The 19611-nt window shown below is 42.5% G+C and carries 21 protein-coding genes and 1 tRNA gene; 8 read left to right on the top strand and 14 right to left on the bottom strand.

Going from position 1 to position 19611, the window contains the following annotated elements; genetic code table 11:
• Positions 1-35: 35 nt before the first annotated feature.
• The 5 genes from G1O98_RS13310 to G1O98_RS13290 all read right to left on the bottom strand — a co-directional run bounded on the left by G1O98_RS13310 (position 36) and on the right by G1O98_RS13290 (position 3926).
• Entirely contained in the window at positions 36-638 is a 603-nt protein-coding gene (locus G1O98_RS13310; RefSeq protein ID WP_163929246.1) for an L-threonylcarbamoyladenylate synthase, read from the bottom strand.
• Between the two features lie 79 nt (positions 639-717).
• Positions 718-1608 carry a peptide chain release factor N(5)-glutamine methyltransferase gene (prmC, locus tag G1O98_RS13305; RefSeq protein WP_163929245.1) on the bottom strand — a complete coding sequence of 297 codons (891 nt, stop codon included), beginning with the start codon at positions 1606-1608 and terminating at the stop codon, positions 718-720.
• A 25-nt stretch (positions 1609-1633) separates the two neighbouring features.
• Positions 1634-2443, bottom strand: coding sequence for a Tic22 family protein (locus G1O98_RS13300; RefSeq protein ID WP_163929244.1), 810 nt, complete (start codon positions 2441-2443; stop codon positions 1634-1636).
• Between the two features lie 581 nt (positions 2444-3024).
• A tRNA-Pro gene (locus G1O98_RS13295) sits at positions 3025-3098 on the bottom strand.
• 279 nt (positions 3099-3377) lie between these two features.
• Positions 3378-3926, bottom strand: a complete 549-nt coding sequence (locus G1O98_RS13290; protein ID WP_163929243.1) for a GNAT family N-acetyltransferase — start codon at positions 3924-3926, stop codon at positions 3378-3380.
• Positions 3927-4432: 506 nt separating this feature from the next.
• Between G1O98_RS13290 and G1O98_RS13285 the strand changes: the two genes are divergently transcribed.
• The gene (locus tag G1O98_RS13285) at positions 4433-5152 is read left to right on the top strand and encodes a hypothetical protein (protein WP_012410214.1); all 720 of its coding nucleotides are present in this window, start codon (positions 4433-4435) and stop codon (positions 5150-5152) included.
• A gap of 165 nt (positions 5153-5317) precedes the next feature.
• Complete coding sequence (locus G1O98_RS13280; RefSeq protein ID WP_163929242.1) at positions 5318-6229, top strand: alpha/beta hydrolase; 912 nt, start codon at positions 5318-5320, stop codon at positions 6227-6229.
• Between the two features lie 56 nt (positions 6230-6285).
• On the opposite strand, the gene tsaD is transcribed toward G1O98_RS13280, so the two are convergent.
• Positions 6286-7335 carry a tRNA (adenosine(37)-N6)-threonylcarbamoyltransferase complex transferase subunit TsaD gene (tsaD, locus tag G1O98_RS13275; protein WP_163929241.1) on the bottom strand — a complete coding sequence of 350 codons (1050 nt, stop codon included), beginning with the start codon at positions 7333-7335 and terminating at the stop codon, positions 6286-6288.
• 261 nt (positions 7336-7596) lie between these two features.
• On the opposite strand from tsaD, the gene G1O98_RS13270 reads away from it, so the two are divergent.
• The 3 genes from G1O98_RS13270 (at position 7597) to G1O98_RS13260 (ending at position 9073) form a co-directional block, all read left to right on the top strand.
• Positions 7597-8091 carry a Photosystem I reaction center subunit III gene (locus G1O98_RS13270; protein ID WP_114081157.1) on the top strand — a complete coding sequence of 165 codons (495 nt, stop codon included), beginning with the start codon at positions 7597-7599 and terminating at the stop codon, positions 8089-8091.
• Positions 8092-8130: 39 nt separating this feature from the next.
• Positions 8131-8280: a photosystem I reaction center subunit IX gene (gene psaJ, locus G1O98_RS13265; RefSeq protein ID WP_012410218.1), complete on the top strand. Its 150-nt coding sequence runs from the start codon at positions 8131-8133 to the stop codon at positions 8278-8280.
• Positions 8281-8551: 271 nt separating this feature from the next.
• Positions 8552-9073 (top strand): photosystem I reaction center protein subunit XI, encoded by a 522-nt coding sequence (locus G1O98_RS13260; RefSeq protein ID WP_163929240.1) that lies wholly within the window; start codon positions 8552-8554, stop codon positions 9071-9073.
• A gap of 93 nt (positions 9074-9166) precedes the next feature.
• Here G1O98_RS13260 and gmk read toward each other — a convergent pair whose 3' ends face one another.
• From gmk to tyrS, 5 genes are all read right to left on the bottom strand, one after another.
• On the bottom strand, positions 9167-9763 hold the full coding sequence (gene gmk, locus G1O98_RS13255) for a guanylate kinase (protein ID WP_175586660.1): 597 nt from the start codon (positions 9761-9763) through the stop codon (positions 9167-9169).
• A gap of 165 nt (positions 9764-9928) precedes the next feature.
• Positions 9929-10195 carry a DUF370 domain-containing protein gene (locus G1O98_RS13245; protein WP_012410221.1) on the bottom strand — a complete coding sequence of 89 codons (267 nt, stop codon included), beginning with the start codon at positions 10193-10195 and terminating at the stop codon, positions 9929-9931.
• A gap of 643 nt (positions 10196-10838) precedes the next feature.
• Positions 10839-11549 carry a hypothetical protein gene (locus tag G1O98_RS13240; protein WP_163929239.1) on the bottom strand — a complete coding sequence of 237 codons (711 nt, stop codon included), beginning with the start codon at positions 11547-11549 and terminating at the stop codon, positions 10839-10841.
• Entirely contained in the window at positions 11546-12265 is a 720-nt protein-coding gene (gene pyrF, locus G1O98_RS13235; protein ID WP_163929238.1) for an orotidine-5'-phosphate decarboxylase, read from the bottom strand. The genes G1O98_RS13240 and pyrF overlap by 4 nt, the downstream gene beginning before the upstream one ends.
• A gap of 42 nt (positions 12266-12307) precedes the next feature.
• Positions 12308-13495, bottom strand: a complete 1188-nt coding sequence (tyrS, locus tag G1O98_RS13230) for a tyrosine--tRNA ligase (RefSeq protein ID WP_175586659.1) — start codon at positions 13493-13495, stop codon at positions 12308-12310.
• Positions 13496-13668: 173 nt separating this feature from the next.
• Here tyrS and G1O98_RS13225 point away from each other — a divergent pair, with 173 nt between their 5' ends.
• Entirely contained in the window at positions 13669-15594 is a 1926-nt protein-coding gene (locus G1O98_RS13225) for a transglycosylase domain-containing protein (protein WP_163929237.1), read from the top strand.
• A gap of 71 nt (positions 15595-15665) precedes the next feature.
• Here G1O98_RS13225 and G1O98_RS13220 read toward each other — a convergent pair whose 3' ends face one another.
• Both G1O98_RS13220 and G1O98_RS13215 read right to left on the bottom strand, forming a co-directional pair.
• On the bottom strand, positions 15666-15989 hold the full coding sequence (locus tag G1O98_RS13220) for a DUF1825 family protein (protein WP_012410226.1): 324 nt from the start codon (positions 15987-15989) through the stop codon (positions 15666-15668).
• A gap of 126 nt (positions 15990-16115) precedes the next feature.
• A complete protein-coding gene (locus tag G1O98_RS13215; protein ID WP_163929236.1) occupies positions 16116-17039 on the bottom strand; it encodes a DnaJ domain-containing protein in 924 nt (307 codons plus the stop codon).
• Positions 17040-17222: 183 nt separating this feature from the next.
• Here G1O98_RS13215 and G1O98_RS13210 point away from each other — a divergent pair, with 183 nt between their 5' ends.
• Together G1O98_RS13210 and G1O98_RS13205 are read left to right on the top strand one after the other, a co-directional pair.
• A complete protein-coding gene (locus G1O98_RS13210) occupies positions 17223-17597 on the top strand; it encodes an NINE protein (protein ID WP_012410228.1) in 375 nt (124 codons plus the stop codon).
• 14 nt (positions 17598-17611) lie between these two features.
• On the top strand, positions 17612-18145 hold the full coding sequence (locus G1O98_RS13205; protein WP_163929235.1) for a ComEA family DNA-binding protein: 534 nt from the start codon (positions 17612-17614) through the stop codon (positions 18143-18145).
• 135 nt (positions 18146-18280) lie between these two features.
• On the opposite strand, the gene lepB is transcribed toward G1O98_RS13205, so the two are convergent.
• Complete coding sequence (gene lepB, locus G1O98_RS13200) at positions 18281-18853, bottom strand: signal peptidase I (protein WP_012410230.1); 573 nt, start codon at positions 18851-18853, stop codon at positions 18281-18283.
• Positions 18854-19611 lie beyond the last annotated feature (758 nt).

The raw sequence follows: 19611 nt of genomic DNA, 5'->3' as shown, positions 1-19611 counted from the left end.
GAAAATCAGGAAAACAACATTATAACTACCTATATCTATTTATCACTCGAAATGTCTAACTTTATCGCACCTTGTCGTAAAATCTGCCAATTTATGCCTGTCCATTTAGCAACGGTGGAAGGTATACCCATTGCTGCTGTTTCACCCTGACATTCTGTTGTTGTTAGAGTCAAAACCTGGGGAAACTGAGTCTCAATTTCTGCCATCCTTTGCAAAGGTGGCTGACCAGAAAAATTAGCGCTAGTGGTAGCAAGGGGGCCTGTTTGCGCCAAAATAGTTCGAGCGATCGCACTGTTCGGGACTCGAATACCAATTGTCGTTGGATCAACAGGGTTCATGACTTTTGGCAATCGTTCACTTGCTGGCAAAACTAATGTCAGCCCTCCTGGCCAATGTTTCTCAACTAGTTCTTGCCAAACTTTATACTCGTTTTCACTACCTTTAACATAGAGCCACAAATCTTCAGCACTAGCAGCCATCAAAATCAAAGGTTTGTCTTGACTGCGTTGCTTCGCCGTAAAAATTAACCCGGCTTTTTCTGGTATCGCTGCAAGTGCAGGAACAGTATCAGTGGGAAAGCTTACCAAAAAACCAGCCTGTGCGCCAGCTATTAGATTTGTTAAAGAAACTTGTGTCATTTTTATGGGTACAGGTATAGAGCATGGAGCATTTTCCCTATGTGCTATGCCCCATGCTCCATACCCCATACCCTATTTCCTAACTTTTGTAGGCAAGGGCAAAGCGTTCAATTCCAGCTAAATCAGCGTGAATTTGAATCTTACAATAGCTACCTTGATTTTGCAAAAGTTCTCGCACTGCATCCGCCTGTCCTGCCATCATCTCAATTAACCATACACCGCCAGATTGTAAATAACTGGGAGAAATTTCTATCAAATGGCGAATGCAATCTAAGCCATCACCGCCACCATCCAAAGCTAGATGTGGTTCATGGTTAACTACTTCTGGTTGCAGTGTAGGTAAGGTGCTGGTGGGTATGTAAGGAGGATTCGACACCATACCACTAAACTGACCTTTGAGAAATGCTAGTGGCTCCCACCAAGAACCTTGATAAAATTTAATCCGGTCAGCAAAACCCAAATTAGCAGCGTTGGTTCTGGCGATCGCTAGAGCTTCTAAACTGTAATCAACTGCATGAATTGTTGCTGTTGGCAAGACATCTGCTAATCCGATGGCGATCGCTCCACTGCCAGTACCTAAATCTGCCCAATGTCCTGATACACCGCTTGCTGCTGCTAAAGCTAAATCAATTAAGCTCTCTGTCTCTGGTCTGGGAATCAAAACGGCACTTGACACCGCAATTTGAAAGTTACGCCAAGGTGTCACTCCGGCAATATACTGCACTGGTAAGCGATCGTTTAATCGCCTCTGCCATAGCTGGTCTAACTTTTCTAGAGGTAATTGCAGCTGAATTTGCGGCCAGTTTTTAAAGGATTCCAAACGCAGTGCCAAGCGGTCTAACCCAGCAACTTCTAAGAGTAGCCAATCTACCTCCATTGTTGGCACATCAGTGGCGATCGCTGCTTCAAGGGCTGTATTTCGCCACTGCCAAAGTTGTAAACCAGAAACTATCAGATGCTTCTCCCCCATGCCTCAACCTTGGAGTACATAACCGTTATTTTTTCGGAGCGGGCGCAGCAGCTGGCGATTGATTCGGCGCAAGTGAGCGAATAAAATTGATGGACTCCCGTGATGGATACAGAACAATTTTATTGATACTAGGATCGGTGCTGCTATTAAGAGCCTCCATAACACCGTACAAATCCACTACCTGAATTTCAGTGTTCTCTGCTTCCTTGGGTACGGCTTTTTTGAATTGGTCTAATAGAGCCACTGCTTGCTCTTTTTCAAAGAAAAATGGGATGAATCGCTCGTTGCCTTTTGCCAGGGGAATGGTCAAATAGCTATTATCTTTCTTAAATTTGGGTACAAATAAGGGAATCCCATTGAATTGCTCCCCTTTTTTACCATTTTGATTCAGCATACTTGTTGCTGAAGCTACCTGTGCTTGCGTCGGGACTAAAGTATAAATTACAGAGTCTGATTTCTTTTTGCTTTCTTGGACTATTTTATAGTAGTCTGCCAGGGATAAAGGTCTCACCTGTAAAGTGCTAGCCAATTGGGGATTTTCTTTTTTGAGCCGATTATCAAGGAATTTTTGAGCATCTTGCTTGCTAATAAAAAATCCTACTTGTGAGATCGGCTTGGACGCGTTGTTTTTCCTCGAAAGAACTACAAATTCGCCTTTAGGATTAGTCAAGGTGAATACAGGTACTTCTTGGAGCTTTTTCACTATCTGATCTTGTGGCAACGCTACCGCCTCTAGATTGCCTATTCCCGGTAGATTGCCTATTCCTGAAAGTCCCGCTAAAAATACACTGCCAGCTATACCCAATGTTGCGCCTAAGCGAATAAATGATTTCATGACTGCTCCTCGCATCAATAATCTAATTAAATTAAACAAATGGTTGGATTTGCACAGCACCAACTAGCTTTAGTTATATAGCAATCTATTTCAGTTGGGAAAAATTCATTGTGCGCGTTGAGGTTTAGTGTTAAGCATCAACGGTCAAAATCCAATATTCCCCAGCTATTGAGGGTTGCTATAATCGGTTTCACAAATCGACAGTACTAAAGTTGTGTTCTTCTCGATTTCGCTTTGCTATTCACCACGAAATGCTGTAGATGCCTAGTATATGTCTTTTCAAACGGTGAAAAGTCTCTTAGTCTCTCGACCTTAGATATGATAAATGCCATTCTATCGGCTTTCTCTAAGATCGGGTGACGCTATTACTTAATCAATCGTTCCATCGTGTTTGCTTTAATATCTTCTCAAATCGATACAAATTCCAGTATCAGCAATATCTTACTGCTTCAGGGTGAAATTTGCTTGTTAGGCTTCAACATTTAACCCAACACCATAACAGGCAAATTGCTATTATCCGTAAAAATGTACAATTTAATTGCATCGCCTAGCAAGTAAACTTTTAAATAATATCACTTAAATCGGGATGACAGGATTTGAACCTGCGGCATCCTGCTCCCAAAGCAGGCGCGCTACCAAGCTGCGCTACATCCCGGTTATACTCATCTACTTTTGGAAGTTTGGTTTTAGTTTCCCATTAAAGCGCTCGCGCTTTACCAAAAGCATTAAGGTCACTATATCACATCATACGGCTTATGCCTAATCTTTTTTCCTTTAGCAAAAACAAGATAGATTAGATTTTTACACCGATAAAGGTTTTTTGCCGACTTAGTTCTACAAGATATATACTTGCGCCCTTGTCGGCTGAACCTTTCAAAACTACATCAAAATAATAGATTTTCTTATGCAAATCGGGTTTTATTTTGATTGAGCGCTAGTGAGGATACCAGAACATGCCTTTAATGCCTTCTGGATCAGCCATAAACCCCATAGTCCGGTAGAAATCTACAACATGGGGATCTGCAAAGAGAGTGACATTACTAATTTCTTCACTTCTCAGTTTTTTGAGAACGTATTTCATCAGTGCTTTACCCAGTCCTTGACTTTGAAAGTCTGGGTGAACCACGACATCCCAAATAGTGGCATTAAACGCGTGATCTGAGGTAGCGCGGGCAAAACCAATGAGCCGCTTTTGGTTTCCTCTCACCTGCCACATTGAGGCGACAAGAAAACTATGCTCAATAGCTTTTTTCACTTTTCTTAGAGGACGACGCGACCAACCAACTGCATCACAGAGTTCTTCTAGCTCATACAGGTCAATATCTCGCTCCGTACTGAAGACGATGCGAGTTTCCTTTGAAGAAGCTTCGCTAATGCTGCTGGAGTTGGAGTTGCCCGCAGCATCCACACGTTCTTCAAAAGGGTTTGTCCTAGTTGTCGCTACAGATTCAGGAGTACTAAACCAAGTTTTCCAAAAACCCATGCCAACGTGGTTCGGGTAGTATAACTAAATTGGTTTCCACTCTCAGGAGTGTTGATTCACGTTTAATATAGCTACCTCCATTTGCTACCCCTTACACTCAAAATTTTTCGGTTGTTTTCGGGATTTGCAATGGTAACAGCTATTTAGAGCGTGTTTCACACCAATCATTTTCAACTTTAGCATTTTGTTGTAAAGGCTAGGAGAAATTCCCCAAAAGTAAGGATATAAACTAATTCAAAATTCAAAATCACTCCCTATTCACTCATCCTCTTATTGGCTAAAGGAATTGGACACCGAAGTTATGATGGTCAGAAGTCTCTGCTTAGAATCAAAATTTAATATGGAAAACCAAATCCTGATAATTGCTCGTATAGAGCTTAAATGCAGGTTAGCTTAGGAGTGAATTGTATACAAGAGATTGAGTCTTTGGGAAAATTCTTCCCTAGTCCCCAACATCCAGCCCCTAGTCCCCAGGTGATGAAAGCAAGCGAGTCTTACCCTTAACAATGGCTTCTGGTTTAAAATCTTCAACACTGGAACTTCTAAAGCGCTTTAACCGAGCGTTTCCCCAGTTTTATGAGCAATTCGTCAGCAGTGAGATTCAACTGCAAAATTTGCGCCTAGCCTACCGTCTGTATAAAACTAGACGCGCTGTGATTGAACTGAAACCGGAAGGTAGTAAAAGTGCTTTGCATTTTGCTTACCGTAACCAGTCTTTTCTCCTCAGCGATATTTTTGGTGTACTAGCAGCTTATGGGTTGACTATTCACGGTCTGAGCCTATACGGTCAGATTCGTCCGCCAATGTTAGTTTTTATCAAATTGTTGGTATCTCGTGGTAGTAAAGCCTTGACCGAGAAAACCGCAGAAAATGTCTGTCGTGCCATCCGCGAGGCTTTAGGAGGTCGGTTTGAGGTAGAAGAGATGCTGGCTGTAGAATTTAATCTTGATACTGGCTTAGAGCAGGTACAAACTGAGTTCTATGTCGATCCGGTCTTTCATCTCCCTGCCTTGGTGATTGAAGCCGATAATCAACCAGGATTATTCTACAAAGTGATGTACGCCATCTGGCAGGAAGACCTGCTGGTAGTCAATGCCAATTTATTGGTTTGGCGTGGACGTACACGGCTAATTCTCTACTTATTGGGGCCAAATGAAAGCCTTATTCCTGAATATCTCGGTCACAAAATTGCCGAAGGAGTGCGACAGAGGTTGCTGGGGAAATGAGAAAAGTGAGGAGTTATGAGTTAAATAATTCGTAATTCGTAATTCGTAATTCGTAATTAAAAATTAACAATTCCTAACTCTTAACTCCTGTAAAGACGAGATTAATCACGTCTCTCTTCCTATTCCGTATTTAGTCGCACCCGCCCTTCGGGGTACGATATAAACATGGCAACTATCGAAATCTTGGGCGTTCCACACGCATACGAGCTAACGGCTCCCACTTCCTGCCCCCACGCTTTAGTATTTATCCACGGTTGGCTCAATAGCCGTGGATATTGGCAACCTGTGATTTCCCGCCTATCAGATGATTTGCAGTGCCTTTCCTATGATTTGCGGGGTTTTGGTGAATCCCAGTCCCCGGTACAAACCGATTTTAGTCGGGCACAAGCGTCTCTAAGTCTGATGCCCATCTCGAATAGTGCGGTTGGTTCACCAATCGATTCTCTTTATACTCCTGTTGCTTATGCTCAGGATTTAGCCATTCTCCTAAAACAGCTGAATATTACTAGTGCTTGGCTAATTGGTCACTCCTTGGGAGGTACGATCGCGCTTTGGGGAGCAGATCAAATGCCTGAGTGCGTTAAGGGAGTTATCTGTATTAATGCTGGCGGTGGTATTTACCTGAAAGAAGCTTTTGAGCAGTTTCGCTCGGCGGGTCAGAAATTTTTGCAAGTCCGCCCACGTTGGCTCTCCCAAGTGCCTTTGATTGATTTGCTGTTTACTAGAGCCAGTGTAGTGCGTCCTTTAGACCGCCATTGGGCACGTCAAAGGCTGATTGATTTCGTTGTGGCTGACCCAGAAGCAGCGTTAGGAACTCTGTTAGATTCCACAACGGAGGAAGAAATCAATCGTTTACCTGAGCTAGTATCCCAACTGAAGCAGCCAGTTTATTTTTTGGCTGGTGCTGAGGATAAGGTTATGGAACCCAAGTATGTACGCCATTTAGCTAGCTTTCACAGACTGTTCCAATACTGTGGTGACAATGTTCTGGAAATTCCTAATTGCGGACACCTGGCTATGTTGGAACAGCCGGATGAAGTGGCCGATCGCATTCGGTCGATAGTTATTAGTCATTAGTTATTAGTCATTAGTCATTAGTCATTGGTGGTTAGAAAAGGACAAAGGACAAATGACTACTCAAGAGGGTGATATAACTTCATCACTTGGGTCAGCGCTAACCTAGACTCAACGCCTAGTGTAAGAGGCGATGTATGACCATGAGATAGATGATCGGCGGCGGCACAGCCGATCATAGCGGCGTTATCGGTACAGAATTTCAGAGGCGGGAATAGGACGCGGAGGTTATGTTTAATGGCGGCAGCTTGGAGGTTTTTTCTCAACCCACTATTAGCTGCTACACCGCCACCAATGGCAATTGTATCTAGACCATAGTCTAGGGCACAGGTGATCGCTCTTTTGGTTAGCGATCGCGCTACGGTTTCCTGAAAGCTAGCTGCTACATCTGCCACTGGCACTTGTCCACCATCTTTTTCTAGTTGCTGCACTAAACGCAATACAGCCGTTTTTAACCCACTAAAACTCGCATCATAAGGATGAAACCCCCCACCAGGTAAAGAAACTTTTCCTTCTGGGAGAGGAAAGGCTTGGGAATTTCCTTGTTGTGCCAACTTGTCAATTACTGGACCACCGGGATAACCTAGCTTTAATAATCGCGCCACTTTATCAAAGGCTTCACCCGCAGCATCATCACGAGTTTGCCCCAGTGTTTCGTAACTACCACAATCTTTGACGAAAATCAAGCTTGTATGTCCGCCAGAAACTAATAAACTCAAGAAAGGGGGATTTAGACTTGATTCGCTCAAGTAAGTTGCATAAATGTGACCTTCGAGGTGATGAACTCCCAAAAATGGCTTGTTGTGTACCATTGCTAGGGTTTTGGCAGCAGTTAACCCCACCAAGAGCGCTCCTACGAGTCCAGGGGCACAAGTGGCGGCAATTGCGTCAATTTGTCCCCAGTCTAGCTGGGCTTGCTCTAGGGCTTGTGCGATCGCAACATTTATCATTTCCAAGTGCTGGCGAGATGCGACTTCCGGCACTACCCCACCATACTGTTGATGGACTGGAATTTGCGAGGCGACAATACTGCTACAAACTTTACGATTGTTAACAATTGCGACGGCAGTTTCATCACAACTGGATTCTATTGCTAAAACGGTTGTCATTTCTTGAGTTCTGAGTGCTGAGTGCTGAGTCCTGAATAGTGGAGAGAAAATCTTGCTTCTTTACTACCCTACAACAACAATTCTTATACTCAGCACTCAGCACTCATTTTGGTTGAGAAGCTTTAACTTTTATTTACTTAAACTTTACTCGGTTCCCACCCAAGAGTATGATGACTTCCTAGTTATGCAAATAAACAGCTGTACAAGCCGCTTCGTTTTGTACAAAGAACTTCTTGTTTTGTAATAAAAGGAAACAACTCTATGCGACGATTGTTTGCTTTGATGTTAGCGATTTGTCTTTGGTTCAATTTTGCCTCCCCAGCACAAGCTTTAGGGGCTAATTTGACACCTTGCAAGGACAATCCCGCTTTTCAAGAGCTAGCAGCTAATGCCCGTAATACCACCGCCGATCCCCAATCAGGGAAAAAGCGGTTTGAGCGTTATTCTCAAGCGCTGTGCGGTCCTGAAGGTTATCCCCACTTAATTGTTGATGGTCGCCTAGATCGGGCTGGTGACTTTTTGATCCCCAGCATTCTGTTTCTATATATTGCTGGTTGGATTGGCTGGGTAGGTCGTACCTATCTGCAAGCAATCAAAAAGGAATCTGATACTGAACTCAAAGAAATCCAAATCGATCTTGGTTTGGCACTCCCTATCATTGCATCAGGCTTTACTTGGCCAGTAGCAGCACTGCAAGAGTTTCTCTCTGGAAAATTAGCAGCCAAAGATTCAGAAATCACTGTTTCCCCACGCTAAATCAGCTTAACTAATTCATTCGTTTTGGAGAATAAATTCATGGCAGACAAAGGCGATCAATCATCATATTTGATTAAGTTTATTTCCACAGCACCTGTGGCAGCTACCATCTGGCTGACAATCACAGCAGGTATCTTGATTGAATTCAACCGCTTTTTCCCAGACTTACTTTTCCACCCACTGCCATAGGTAGAAAATGGAATTTAGCACAGTTGAATTTATTGTGTTTTTCCTAAAATTATGTAGTTGATAATTCTGCTTAACTAAGCTGAATTATCACCAAAATAGGCAGCACAAAGAGTTTTTTGAAACTCGTGATCCTGTTTACAGATCGCGAGTTTCACACTTTAAAATTAGCTAAATTAATTTTTCTAAACTTCTTAGCCAAAAGACATCTTTAGCTACAATTATTATTAATATAAAAATGCCACCATTTTAAATTTAGAGGCGAACATAAAATATGGCACAAGCTGTAGACGCATCAAAGAATCTCCCCAGCGATCCCAGAAATCGGGAAGTTGTTTTCCCTGCATTCCGCGATCCGCAATTGGGAAACCTAGAAACCCCAGTTAATTCTTCTCCCTTGAGCAAGTGGTTCATTAATAACTTACCTGCCTATCGCCCAGGTCTATCTCCTGCCAGACGCGGTTTAGAAGTTGGACAGGCTCATGGTTACTTGCTATTTGGCCCCTTCGCAAAATTGGGCCCACTGCGGGATACAGCTAACGCTAATTTGGCTGGGTTACTGGGAGCCATCGGCTTGGTGGTTTTGCTCACCGCTTGTCTATCCTTGTATGCTAATAGCAATCCACCCAAAGCACTTCCTAGCGTTACCGTACCCAATCCCCCGGTAGATGCTTTTAACTCTAAAGAAAGCTGGAACAACTTTGCCAGTTCTTTCTTAATTGGTGGTATTGGTGGTGCAGTAGTTGCTTACTTTTTGACTAGCAATCTAGGGCTAATTCAAGGTTTATTTGGTTAATTTAGAAATGAAGAGTTAGGAGTTAGGAGTTGGGAGTTAAAATTCATAACTTCTAACTCCCGTACAGACGCGATTAATCGCGTCTCTCCAAACTTATTTAAACAAAACCGTTTCAATGTCATTTAAAGCAGTTTCAAAATCGTCATTAACGATTTGAATATCAAATTCATCTGCGGCCTGAATTTCTTCTTGGGCGCGGAGTAAACGACGGGCGATCGCTTCTTCAGAGTCTTGGGCGCGAGAGCGTATCCGTTTCTCCAGTTCATCAAAAGAAGGCGGTAAGATAAAAATGCTGAGGGCACTGGGGAAGGAAGCACGAATTTGTCTTGCACCTTCTAACTCAATTTCTAGCACTACCAACTTGCCAGATTGAATTTGGTTAAGTACAGCTTCACGGGGAGTGCCGTAATAGTTACCAGCAAATTCTGCCCATTCTAAAAACTCACCTTCAGCCACTAATTGTTCAAATTTACTAAGGCTGACAAAGTAATAATTTTTGCCATCGATTTCTCCTGGACGGGCAGAACGAGTCGTTGCGGATACGGAAAAATAAAGTTCTGGATGACGTTGTAGGAGCGATCGCATTAAAGTGCCTTTACCAACCCCACTAGGGCCAGTCAAAACAATCAATCTGCCTAAATGTAAGCATTCTTCTGTGGTAGCACTACTCTGTATGGGTAAAACTGGCATTATCCCCTCAACATGTGAATCAATCAATAGATATTATTCATTAGTCTTGTGTTCCTGGCCAAGTCCACTAGTGACTAAGGAATTTGTAGCAAGGGTGACAGAAAACTTATCTAATTCACATCGTACTGCTGATACGGTACAAAGAGGAGTAGGAATAATCTAGTGTTAATTATCTACAGTTTGATGATCGCGGGAAATTACAAAGCGATTCGCTACCGTTTCCGGCTGAATTGCTGACAGAATTACGTGGCTGGAATCGGTGATAATTACAGCCCTAGTCCGACGACCGTAAGTTGCATCAATCAGTTGACCTCTGTCCCGCGCATCGGTAATAATCCGCTTAATCGGGGCAGACTCTGGACTGACAATTGCAACTACTCGGTTAGCAGACACAATGTTACCAAAGCCGATGTTGATTAATTGAATCTCCATAAAAAAACTCACGCCAAAGGCGGTTTGAGAAGCTCGAAATAAACTTATTTCTATGTTATCGCCAAAAAACGGGAGTTACAACGCATAAATTCAAGCCAGCCTTTGTTTTTAAATAATGTCTGCTTTTTTTCGCTGTTTATTGGCTAAACTTGCTGAAAATCTTCCCAAAGGCATAGGCGCAATTACACTGATACAAGCTAGTTGGATGATGTACATTTATTTTGTTTGAAACAAGTATCTAGCTCCGAAATAGATGGAGAGCAAAATCGACTGTTTGCAGAAGTAGAGAAAAGGGAAAAGGGTAATAAAAATCTCTTTCTCCCTCTTGCAAAAACTACTCTTAGTGCTTTTCGTTTGTATGCAATAAACTCTGCTCTCTCTGCTAAAAGGCTACAGTGTACATACAAGTAATACCGTAGCCATACCTTGTAAATCTCGTACTGCGTTTTCATCCCCACAAGGGTAGAAGTCACGAAGCCCACCAACGCACTGGCTTCTCTGCGTTAGCCTGCGGGAAGCCGCTACGCGTCTAGGTTATTTCGTTATCCCGTAACTTGTGCGTAAGTCCTATAAATGATCAGATCGATTTAGTCCACTTGAGTGGACTTTGGCTATCAGCTCATAACTTCAGTTCTGGGCAGGATTATTGTCCACCATTCACGGCACGTATCCGTCGGACACTTCCAGCTTGGCAATCGCGTAACCAAGTATTCACTGCTTGGGCAACAGTGCCATTACTACTATCGCGTGGCGGGGATAATGGCTGCTGTGCTGAATTGGAACCAGTTTGAGAAAACATCATCACTAAATGCCAACCAGTTGTAGTTTTAGTCAACAACAGCCAGTGAAATTGCTGCAATTCGATCGCTTTCTTTCCTATGTACTGCCGCTCCAAGGTAGTAAAGAAAACTTGCTCAACTCCTGATGCAGAGCTTTTAGACGCATCTGCACTATATTCTTCAAGGTTAAGGGGCAGAGGAGTAAACTCAGGTCTTCCTGCTACTAACATATAACTGTAAATATCACTACTTCTGCTGAGGCGACGGGCGCGTTGACTGGCGCGATTAGTATAACTAGGTAAATCTTGGAGTAGCTTTATAGTTAATGTTTCTAAATTTTGCTCAGAACAGAAAGACTTCGCCCCGTCGTTGATATTTTCTCTTTCTGCTAGCGCCGAGGAGTTAGGGGTGAGGCTTTTCGAGAACGCTGGGTAATTAAAGCTATTTGATACTAAAATCCAAAAGCCACAAGCTACAAGCCAACTATAATTTTTCTTCTTGAGTGAAGAGGCAAGATTTTTCTCCCCTACACCCTGCACTCTGTCTCCCAGTTTCTCACTGACTCTTAGCTTCATGCCACCGTGGTTAACTCCTCAGAAATCCTCTTCCAGGCTAACTCTGGCTCAGTAGCAGTAGTAATGGGACGGCCAATTACTAAATAATCTGCACCAGCTTTCATAGCTTGTGCTGGAGTGAGCGATCGCTTTTGATCTGCATTATCTGCCCAAGTTGGTCTAACGCCGGGACAAACTAGCAAAAAGCGATCTCCACAAGTCTCTCGTAGCTGTGCCACCTCTTGAGGCGAACAAACTACCCCATCCAAACCACATTCTTGAGCCAGCAGGGCCATTTCTAGAGCATATTCTGGCAATTCCAGAGGTATTTTTAAATCAAATGCCAACTGCCTAGCAGAAATGCTCGTCAGCAGGGTAATAGCAATTAACTTCGGTGGTTGTACACCTGCTTGGGCTGCCCCTTCGTGTGCTGCTTCAATTGCGGCTTTTAGAGCATCTCTACCAGCAGTAGCATGAATTGTCAGCAAATCCACTCCGTATCTAGCTGCACTCCGGCAAGCACCAGCAACGGTGTTGGGGATATCATCAAACTTTAAATCTAAGAAAATGCGCTTTTCCTTAGACTTTAGGACTTCCAGAATTTTGGGGCCAGTGCTGGTAAACAACTCTAAGCCGACTTTCCAAAAACCGACTTGCGGGAGTTGATCTATAAGAGCGATCGCAGCTTGCTCATCTGGTACATCCAAAGCGACAATAATTTTTTCTTCTGCATTCATACGTGGTTTCTTGCTAACTACTTCCCAGTCTCTAGTTCCCATCTAAGGTACTAGGCGCACAAACTTATTTTTCCCAACTTGTAAAACCTTACCTTGTAACTGGGCAGAATCAGCAAAAGTAGTATCAACATCGGTAATGCGATCGCCATCTAAGCGCACTCCACCTTCTTGGATTTTCCGCTTACCTTCCCCTGTACTTTTGCATAAGCCAGTGACATTGAGAATATACGCTAACTTAGCGGGATGTGATACTTCAGCTAAAGAAAATTCGGGAACTGCACCTTCCTTTCCGCCACTTTGGGCTGCTTCTCTCGCTTCTTGGGCGGCTGTTTCGCCGTGATACTGCTTGACAACTTCCCATGCGAGGAGTGTTTGGCGATCGCGGGGATTTTCTGGCAGATTATCCAAAGGTAAATCCGTCAGCAGTTCAAAATATTGTGACAGCAGATTATCTGGAACCCCTTGCAACTTCTGATATTTTTGCCCCGGATGTTCTGACAACCCAATATAATTACCTAAAGACTTGGACATTTTTTGCACCCCATCCGTGCCAATTAAAATTGGCAGCAGCATCCCAAACTGGGGCTTTTGACCAAAATGACGCTGTAAATCTCTGCCCACAGCGATGTTAAATTTCTGATCAGTCCCTCCTAATTCCACATCTGCTTCCACGGCAACGGAATCGAAACCTTGCATTAACGGGTATAGGAACTCATGGATAAAAATCGGATTCTCTTTTCTATAGCGATCGGCAAATCCTTCCTTAGCCAACATCTGCCCCACCGTCATCGTGGAAAGTAACTCCAAAATTTTCTCTAAGTTGAGCTTAGAGAGCCATTCGGAGTTATAGCGCACCTCTAACCTTCCTGGTGTGTCAAAATCCAAGATAGGACGTACTTGGTCAAGATAAGTCTGGGCATTTTGGGCGACATCTGCTTCTGTAAGCTGGCGGCGCACCTCAGATTTACCAGTCGGATCGCCAATGCGTGCTGTAAAATCGCCAATAATTAGAACTGCTATATGGCCTGCATCTTGAAACGCTCGCAGTTTTCGTACTGGTATGCTATGACCTAAATGAATATCAGTACCAGTCGGGTCAATCCCCAACTTGATCCTCAAAGGTTTGTTTGTAGTTGCCAAAAGCTTTTCTAGACTTTCACTGTTAACATCTACTGGTTGTGGAAAAACTTCTACAACACCACGACGCAGCCAAGCAAAATCTTGCGTCATACTAGAAAATCCACTGTTAGCTATGTTTTGCCCACTAGAAGTTAAGTTGGTTATAAACACTTGCAATTTATCCACTTTCTCATCTGCCAAACTACTATAATTGCAAAAAATTAACCGCCTTGCTTCATCCAATCAATTACAGTTAAATTTATAAGTGAGGAAGTGAAATCGCCGTGTCGTCTTCTAGGACTTTTGAAGATAAACAGCCACAACGTCGGGCTTCATCAGGTTTTGAGTTTTTGAAAGGAGTTGGTCAGGTAACTGGGGGTACTCTGCTCTCAATTACCATGTTGGCAAGTTCCATTGTAGCCGGAGGACTGGTTGGTTTAGCCATTAGTTTCCGTAATTTGCCAGATGTAAGACAGCTACGTAACTTCTTTCCCTCAGAAACAACTTACATCTATGACGTTAAGGGTAAACTTTTAACGAGTATCCACGGGGAAGCCAACCGGGAAGTCGTACCCCTGGATAGAATTTCTCCAAACTTAAAACGGGCGGTATTAGCAAGTGAAGATAGTCACTTCTACGATCACCACGGTATTAACCCCACTGGTGTTGGCCGGGCTATCGTAGTTAACGCTGTAGCAGGTGGAGTCAAAGAGGGTGGCTCTACTGTTACTATGCAATTGGTCAAAAACCTGTTTTTGTCTCAAAAGCGTGCCTTTACCCGCAAGTTGGCGGAGGCAGTGCTGGCAATCAGGTTAGAGCAAATTCTCACCAAAGACCAAATTTTAGAAATGTACCTCAATCAAGTTTATTGGGGTCATAACAATTATGGTGTACAAACGGCAGCCCGTAGTTACTTTAATAAGTCATCAGAATATTTAAGCTTGGGTGAGTCAGCAATGATGGCGGGTTTGATCCAAGCACCAGAAGAATTCAGCCCCTTTGTGAGCATGAAGCTGGCAAAACAGAAACAAAAAGAAGTGCTGGGGCGGATGCTGGAATTAAACTGGATCAACCAGTCTGAGTATGACGATGCCCTCAAGCAGGAAATCAAACTTGGTAGAATCAAATCTTTTCAAGGTAGTGCCCTACCTTATATAACCAACACCGTAGCACAGGAGTTGGCTAAAAAGTTTGGGCGTGAGACACTACTCAAAGGTGGGATGCGGGTGCAAACTACAGTTGATGCCAACTTCCAAAGTATGGCAGAGGAAACTGTCGTTAAGTGGCATAAATCACTTCTTGGGCAGGGATTATCTAAGAATCAAATCGCCTTGGTAGCCATTGATCCGCGCACGCACTTTATCAAAGCACTGGTGGGTGGTGTAGATCCTAAGATTAGTGAATTTAATCGTGCAACTCAATCTCAACGGCAGCCCGGATCTTCTTTTAAACCGTTTGTCTACTATACTGCTTTCGCTACTGGTAAATATGGGCCAGACTCAACGGTGGTAGATTCTCCAGTTAGTTATCAAGATGGAAATGGCCGGTACTTTCCCAGAAATTATGATGGGGGTTTTAGCGGTCCTATGCCAATCCGTACAGCTTTAGCACAATCACGCAACATTCCCGTGATTAAGATTGGTAAGGCTGTTGGCATGAATCGAGTGATTGACACTTGCCGTACCTTGGGGATCATGAGTCCGATGGAACCTGTTACCTCTCTGCCTCTTGGTGCAATTGGTGTCACTCCGTTAGAAATGGCTAGTGCTTATGCTACCTTTGCTAATTATGGCTGGCAATCTCCACCCACTGTAATTGCCCGTGTCACCGATAGTAGTGGTAACGTGTTATTAGATAATACCCCTAAACCCCAGCTAGTTTTAGACCCTTGGGCATCGGCAGCCATTATCGATGTGATGCGAACAGTAGTTACTAATGGTACAGGTAAAGGTGCTGCGATCGCTCGTCCAAGCGCTGGGAAGACGGGTACAACTTCCTCAGAAAAGGATATCTGGTATGTGGGCACTGTGCCACAACTAACAACTGCTGTCTGGGTGGGAAGAGACGACAACAGACAACTAGCTAGCCGTGCTACAGGCGGTGGTATGGTCGCTCCCATCTGGAAAGATTTTATGGAGAAGGCACTTAAGAATGTACCAGTGGAAAACTTTAAGCCACCTTCCCAGTTTTCTCGCCCCAAGTCACAATAACTTTGGATTTTAGATTTTAGATTTTGGATTTTGAATTTTGGATTGGCAATTAATCCAAAATCTAAAATTAACTAAGCCTGTTTTTCTAGCTCGGCTTTCATCCGTTCTAAAGTCAGGTGCATTTGGTCAAACATTTGTTGCGGGGTAACACCGAATTGACCTAATTGCGTTTTCAGTTGTTCTACAGTCATTTGTGCCATAAAATCTTCTGATAGCTCGAAGCGCTTCATAAAGATGCGATAACGATCCATCATGGCTTCCATTTGCTCAATAAACAGCTTTTTGCCATCGCGGTCAAATTTGCCGTAGTTGTTACCAAGCTTGATTAGCGCTTGATAATCTTCAAAAAGTTGTTTTGCTTCTTGCTGAACTATCTCAGAATCGAAGAATCCCATATTGCTTATATTAAACTGAGTGCCCAGACTCAGTAGCTTAATAGTTTTACTTCTATTTATTATTTTAGTCTAGGTGAGTAATCTAGTGACGAAGCTTCGGTTTTAGTACGGTTTGTTACCGAAATTTCAACACTTGACTTGAGAACCTTTTCGCTGTGTAAACCGACTTAATAAAGCCGCAATACTCATAGCTTTAGCCATTGATTTAGGATTGGTGTTTTCACCTAGTTTAATTTTCAGTTCGGGAGCGTATTTTAAGGCTAGTGAATTTTGCGGGTTAAGTTTTAATGCTTGACAGATGTAAACCCTAGCCATCCCCATAAATTTTTGTTTGAGATGCACCAAACCTAATAAGGCATAATAGTCGCTGTTATTTGGCTCTAACTTGATGGCATCGCGCAGTTCTTGAACCGCTATAGTCCATTTTCCTAGCCTGACATACTCAATAGCTCGCTGGTAGTGACGTTGAGAGTAGTTTGTTAAAACTGGTTTGACATCAGTTAATGTCAATTCAACTTGGTTGACTTCTACTTCAGAGATTATGGGAACAGCTTTTTGCGGTAAGAAGAGGTCTGGTTTATGCAACCGTAAGTATACTAAATTCAGTATAGTAATTTGTTGCGTCACCTGATAAAACTGATCTAGTGATTTGTATTGAGCTTCTGCATAACAGGCGATCGCTTCTTCGTAAAACAATTCTGCTTCGGGTGTAGACATTTTCATAATTTCCTGAGCTATGGCACTTTGAGAAGACAAAGGCTTCTGCTCCAAAACTCTTGCATCTGATCGCAGCATAGCGATCGCAATCAAGCGCTTCTGTCGATGTTTCAGTTGTTGATAAGCTGGGTTGATTAAATGGCTAAATATTGCCGTTGCTAATTTTTGGTCTGGATTGCAGTTTTTGGCATGGCGATCGGGATGTAGCAGCTTCGCTAAAGTGTGATAGCGTTTGAAAATCTGGCGATCGTCAGCAATTACAGAAATTCCTAGCACAGCGTAAGGATCACAAAGCTTTTCAGCCCATGCTGGCGGTAGTAAGGTCTGTGACATAGTAGTAATAAAGCTGTTAAAAACTTAAAATTAGCATCAAAGCCCAATGCACAGTCATGTGAAACTTACTCAAATTTCTTCAAATACTAAACTGTGTGGGAACTTTCGAAAGTCTGGAGAGCAAGCCAGGGTAGTTGACTGTCTGATTGTAGGAACTGTGGTATTGGTAGATTTATTAGAAATATGTTAACTAAGCGCAAAAGTAGAAGCGTTGCTGCTGTTTTAGCTTTTTCTGGCACGCTGACAATTTCAGGATTACATAAATTTTATCTGGGACAGCCTCTGTGGGGTGTTTTGTATGTATTACTTTCTTGGACACCTATCCCCAAGGTAGCTAGTGCCATTGAGGGAGTTTGGTATTTAGCCCAAGACGAAGAAGCTTTTGATCGTAATTTTAATCTAGGCAAGTCAGCGACAAGGAACTCACAAAAGGTAAGTAATCAGGTTGGAGCGATGGCTGACGCAATGCGAGAATTAGATGCTTTGCGTCAGGATGGACTGATTTCAGAGTATGAGTTTGAGCAAAAGCGCCGCCAATTACTAGACCAGATTTCTTAAGGTAAGCGACAATCATGAATAACTGGCTACCTTTGAACCCCAGGTTGCAAAAACTCCGCGCCAAGCTCCTCAACGATCCCTACTATCGCTTACAATCTGGGGAAGAAATTCAGATAGCAGCCAAATTAGGTATTCGCATCGATGCTAATCAAGCTACTGTAGACGATTGGTTACGCCTACCAGGTTTGTCAATTCACCAAGCACGATCGCTTGTAGAACTTTCGCATTCTGGTGTTAAATTTTACTGTATTGAAGATATTGCTGCGGCTTTGGCTATACCAGCACCGCGTCTGGAGCCATTAAAGCCTCTGCTGAATTTTATTTATTATGACCACGAATCTTTAGAAAATCCGACCCATTTAGTCAATCCGAATACAGCAACAGTCGAAAAATTGGCACAAATTCCATTTATAGATTTATCTTTAGCGCAAGCAGTGGTTCAAAATCGGCAATCCTCCGGGCCTTACCGTAACCTAGCTGATTTCCAACGACGCCTGGAGTTACCTGGTGATGCGATCGCTCAACTGATGTATTATTTAAAGTTTTAAGTTAGAAGTTATTTTAAAACTTCTAACTCTGCTAATTCTTAGATTTTGAGTCGAACCTTTGGTGCGCTTACAGTGCAACTTGGATTGAAAGAAAAATCTAAAATCCAAAATCCAAAATCCAAAATCCAAAATTGATTAAATGAACCCAATGCGATCAAGAGGCCAAAAACGAAATGTTGCCCGACCAATGACGTTTTCTCTGGGTAAAAAGCCCCAATAGCGAGAGTCATTACTATCATTGCGGTTATCTCCCATGACAAAAAATTCGTCTTCTGGGACTTTCACTGCTTGATATGGCTGATTTGGTGGTTCAGCAATGTAGTCTTCTGTTAAGGGTTGACCGTTGAGATAGACTTTGCCAGAATCAACACTAATTACCTCACCCGGCTGGCCAATAACCCGCTTGATGAAAGCTTGGTCTTTAGGATATCCCCGACGTTGTAGTTCTGCGGGTGGCTGAAAAACAATAATATCCCCAGTTATGGGAGGGTGAAAATGGTAGGATATTTTTTCAACTACCAAGCGATCGCCAGTATGTAAGGTTGGCAGCATCGAATCCGAAGGGATATAGCGAGGTTCAGCGATAAAAGTTCTGATCAGAAATGCTAAACATAATGCGATCGCAATTAAAATCAGATTTTCTTGCCAACTACGCAATACTTTTGACGACGCACGTTCTTCTTTTGCATCACTTTCGTGAGGAATCATAAAAATTTGTAGCCAGTTTCAGAAGTGGGACAAATACCTTGATTATTTTGACTCAAAAGGTATACTAATAAACAATCTAGGTTCTGCATAAACCCATACATATATTAAACAATACAGTTATTACGTCTACCAAACATAAGTAAAAGTACTGTAAATAAACGATGACCTCTTTAAGGGAATATAAGCTAATGATTAAGATTCCTCGCTCATTTAAGAATCCTAATTCTAATTGCTGCAATTATAATATAAGGCAAGTTATTAGATAATTTTCAGTTTTACTGCCTTCTCCTAAAAAAGCTAGTTACCGATTGATAAAGCTATACATACAGTCGGTTTTTATTTGAGCAGAAAATTGGTCGTTAGTAGCAAAACTGCTTACGACATATATAACAGTATCTGCTTCACTTCACTAAAAAAAAGCCGAGGTCAGTCTTGGTAGTTGAGTTAAAATCAAATATATTTGATATGCATTATTAAGTGATATTACATAAAATTAACTATTATTGCAATGTAATTTGCAACACAGAATTACAGCCCTAATAATTGATGGGAGTAAAAAATATTACATTTAAATGTGAATTCAATAGTAAAAATGTTATGTAGAACTCATATTTGATATTTGAAAAAACTCAGTACAACTGACAAAGCCTTCTTTCCTATTGACTATTGTCTACCTATGCACGTAGATTCAGAAATCTCAGAAATCGAAGCGAATTTCTAATATTATGATGATTTTAACAACTTAGCCTATATATATG

The organism is Nostoc sp. UIC 10630 (assembly GCF_010747425.1).
In the GTDB taxonomy this organism is placed as follows: domain Bacteria; phylum Cyanobacteriota; class Cyanobacteriia; order Cyanobacteriales; family Nostocaceae; genus Nostoc.
The sequence above is the reverse complement of the archived record's forward strand: the minus strand, read 5'-3'. Positions and strand labels throughout refer to the sequence as shown.

Excerpts from the sequence above, each read along its gene's own strand:
- G1O98_RS13290 (WP_163929243.1), bottom strand. The coding sequence starts at position 3,926 with ATGGGTTTTTGGAAAACTTGGTTTAGTACTCCTGAATCTGTAGCGACA.
- prmC (WP_163929245.1), bottom strand. The coding sequence starts at position 1,608 with ATGGGGGAGAAGCATCTGATAGTTTCTGGTTTACAACTTTGGCAGTGG.
- gmk (WP_175586660.1), bottom strand. The coding sequence starts at position 9,763 with ATGCCAGTTTTACCCATACAGAGTAGTGCTACCACAGAAGAATGCTTA.
- tyrS (WP_175586659.1), bottom strand. The coding sequence starts at position 13,495 with ATGACGCAAGATTTTGCTTGGCTGCGTCGTGGTGTTGTAGAAGTTTTT.
- psaJ (WP_012410218.1), top strand. The coding sequence starts at position 8,131 with ATGGCAGACAAAGGCGATCAATCATCATATTTGATTAAGTTTATTTCC.
- G1O98_RS13300 (WP_163929244.1), bottom strand. The coding sequence starts at position 2,443 with ATGAAATCATTTATTCGCTTAGGCGCAACATTGGGTATAGCTGGCAGT.
- G1O98_RS13270 (WP_114081157.1), top strand. The coding sequence starts at position 7,597 with ATGCGACGATTGTTTGCTTTGATGTTAGCGATTTGTCTTTGGTTCAAT.
- G1O98_RS13280 (WP_163929242.1), top strand. The coding sequence starts at position 5,318 with ATGGCAACTATCGAAATCTTGGGCGTTCCACACGCATACGAGCTAACG.
- G1O98_RS13245 (WP_012410221.1), bottom strand. The coding sequence starts at position 10,195 with ATGGAGATTCAATTAATCAACATCGGCTTTGGTAACATTGTGTCTGCT.
- lepB (WP_012410230.1), bottom strand. The coding sequence starts at position 18,853 with ATGATTCCTCACGAAAGTGATGCAAAAGAAGAACGTGCGTCGTCAAAA.
- G1O98_RS13220 (WP_012410226.1), bottom strand. The coding sequence starts at position 15,989 with ATGGGATTCTTCGATTCTGAGATAGTTCAGCAAGAAGCAAAACAACTT.
- tsaD (WP_163929241.1), bottom strand. The coding sequence starts at position 7,335 with ATGACAACCGTTTTAGCAATAGAATCCAGTTGTGATGAAACTGCCGTC.
- G1O98_RS13310 (WP_163929246.1), bottom strand. The coding sequence starts at position 638 with ATGACACAAGTTTCTTTAACAAATCTAATAGCTGGCGCACAGGCTGGT.
- G1O98_RS13285 (WP_012410214.1), top strand. The coding sequence starts at position 4,433 with ATGGCTTCTGGTTTAAAATCTTCAACACTGGAACTTCTAAAGCGCTTT.
- G1O98_RS13215 (WP_163929236.1), bottom strand. The coding sequence starts at position 17,039 with ATGTCACAGACCTTACTACCGCCAGCATGGGCTGAAAAGCTTTGTGAT.
- pyrF (WP_163929238.1), bottom strand. The coding sequence starts at position 12,265 with ATGAATGCAGAAGAAAAAATTATTGTCGCTTTGGATGTACCAGATGAG.
- G1O98_RS13260 (WP_163929240.1), top strand. The coding sequence starts at position 8,552 with ATGGCACAAGCTGTAGACGCATCAAAGAATCTCCCCAGCGATCCCAGA.
- G1O98_RS13240 (WP_163929239.1), bottom strand. The coding sequence starts at position 11,549 with ATGAAGCTAAGAGTCAGTGAGAAACTGGGAGACAGAGTGCAGGGTGTA.
- G1O98_RS13210 (WP_012410228.1), top strand. The coding sequence starts at position 17,223 with ATGTTAACTAAGCGCAAAAGTAGAAGCGTTGCTGCTGTTTTAGCTTTT.
- G1O98_RS13205 (WP_163929235.1), top strand. The coding sequence starts at position 17,612 with ATGAATAACTGGCTACCTTTGAACCCCAGGTTGCAAAAACTCCGCGCC.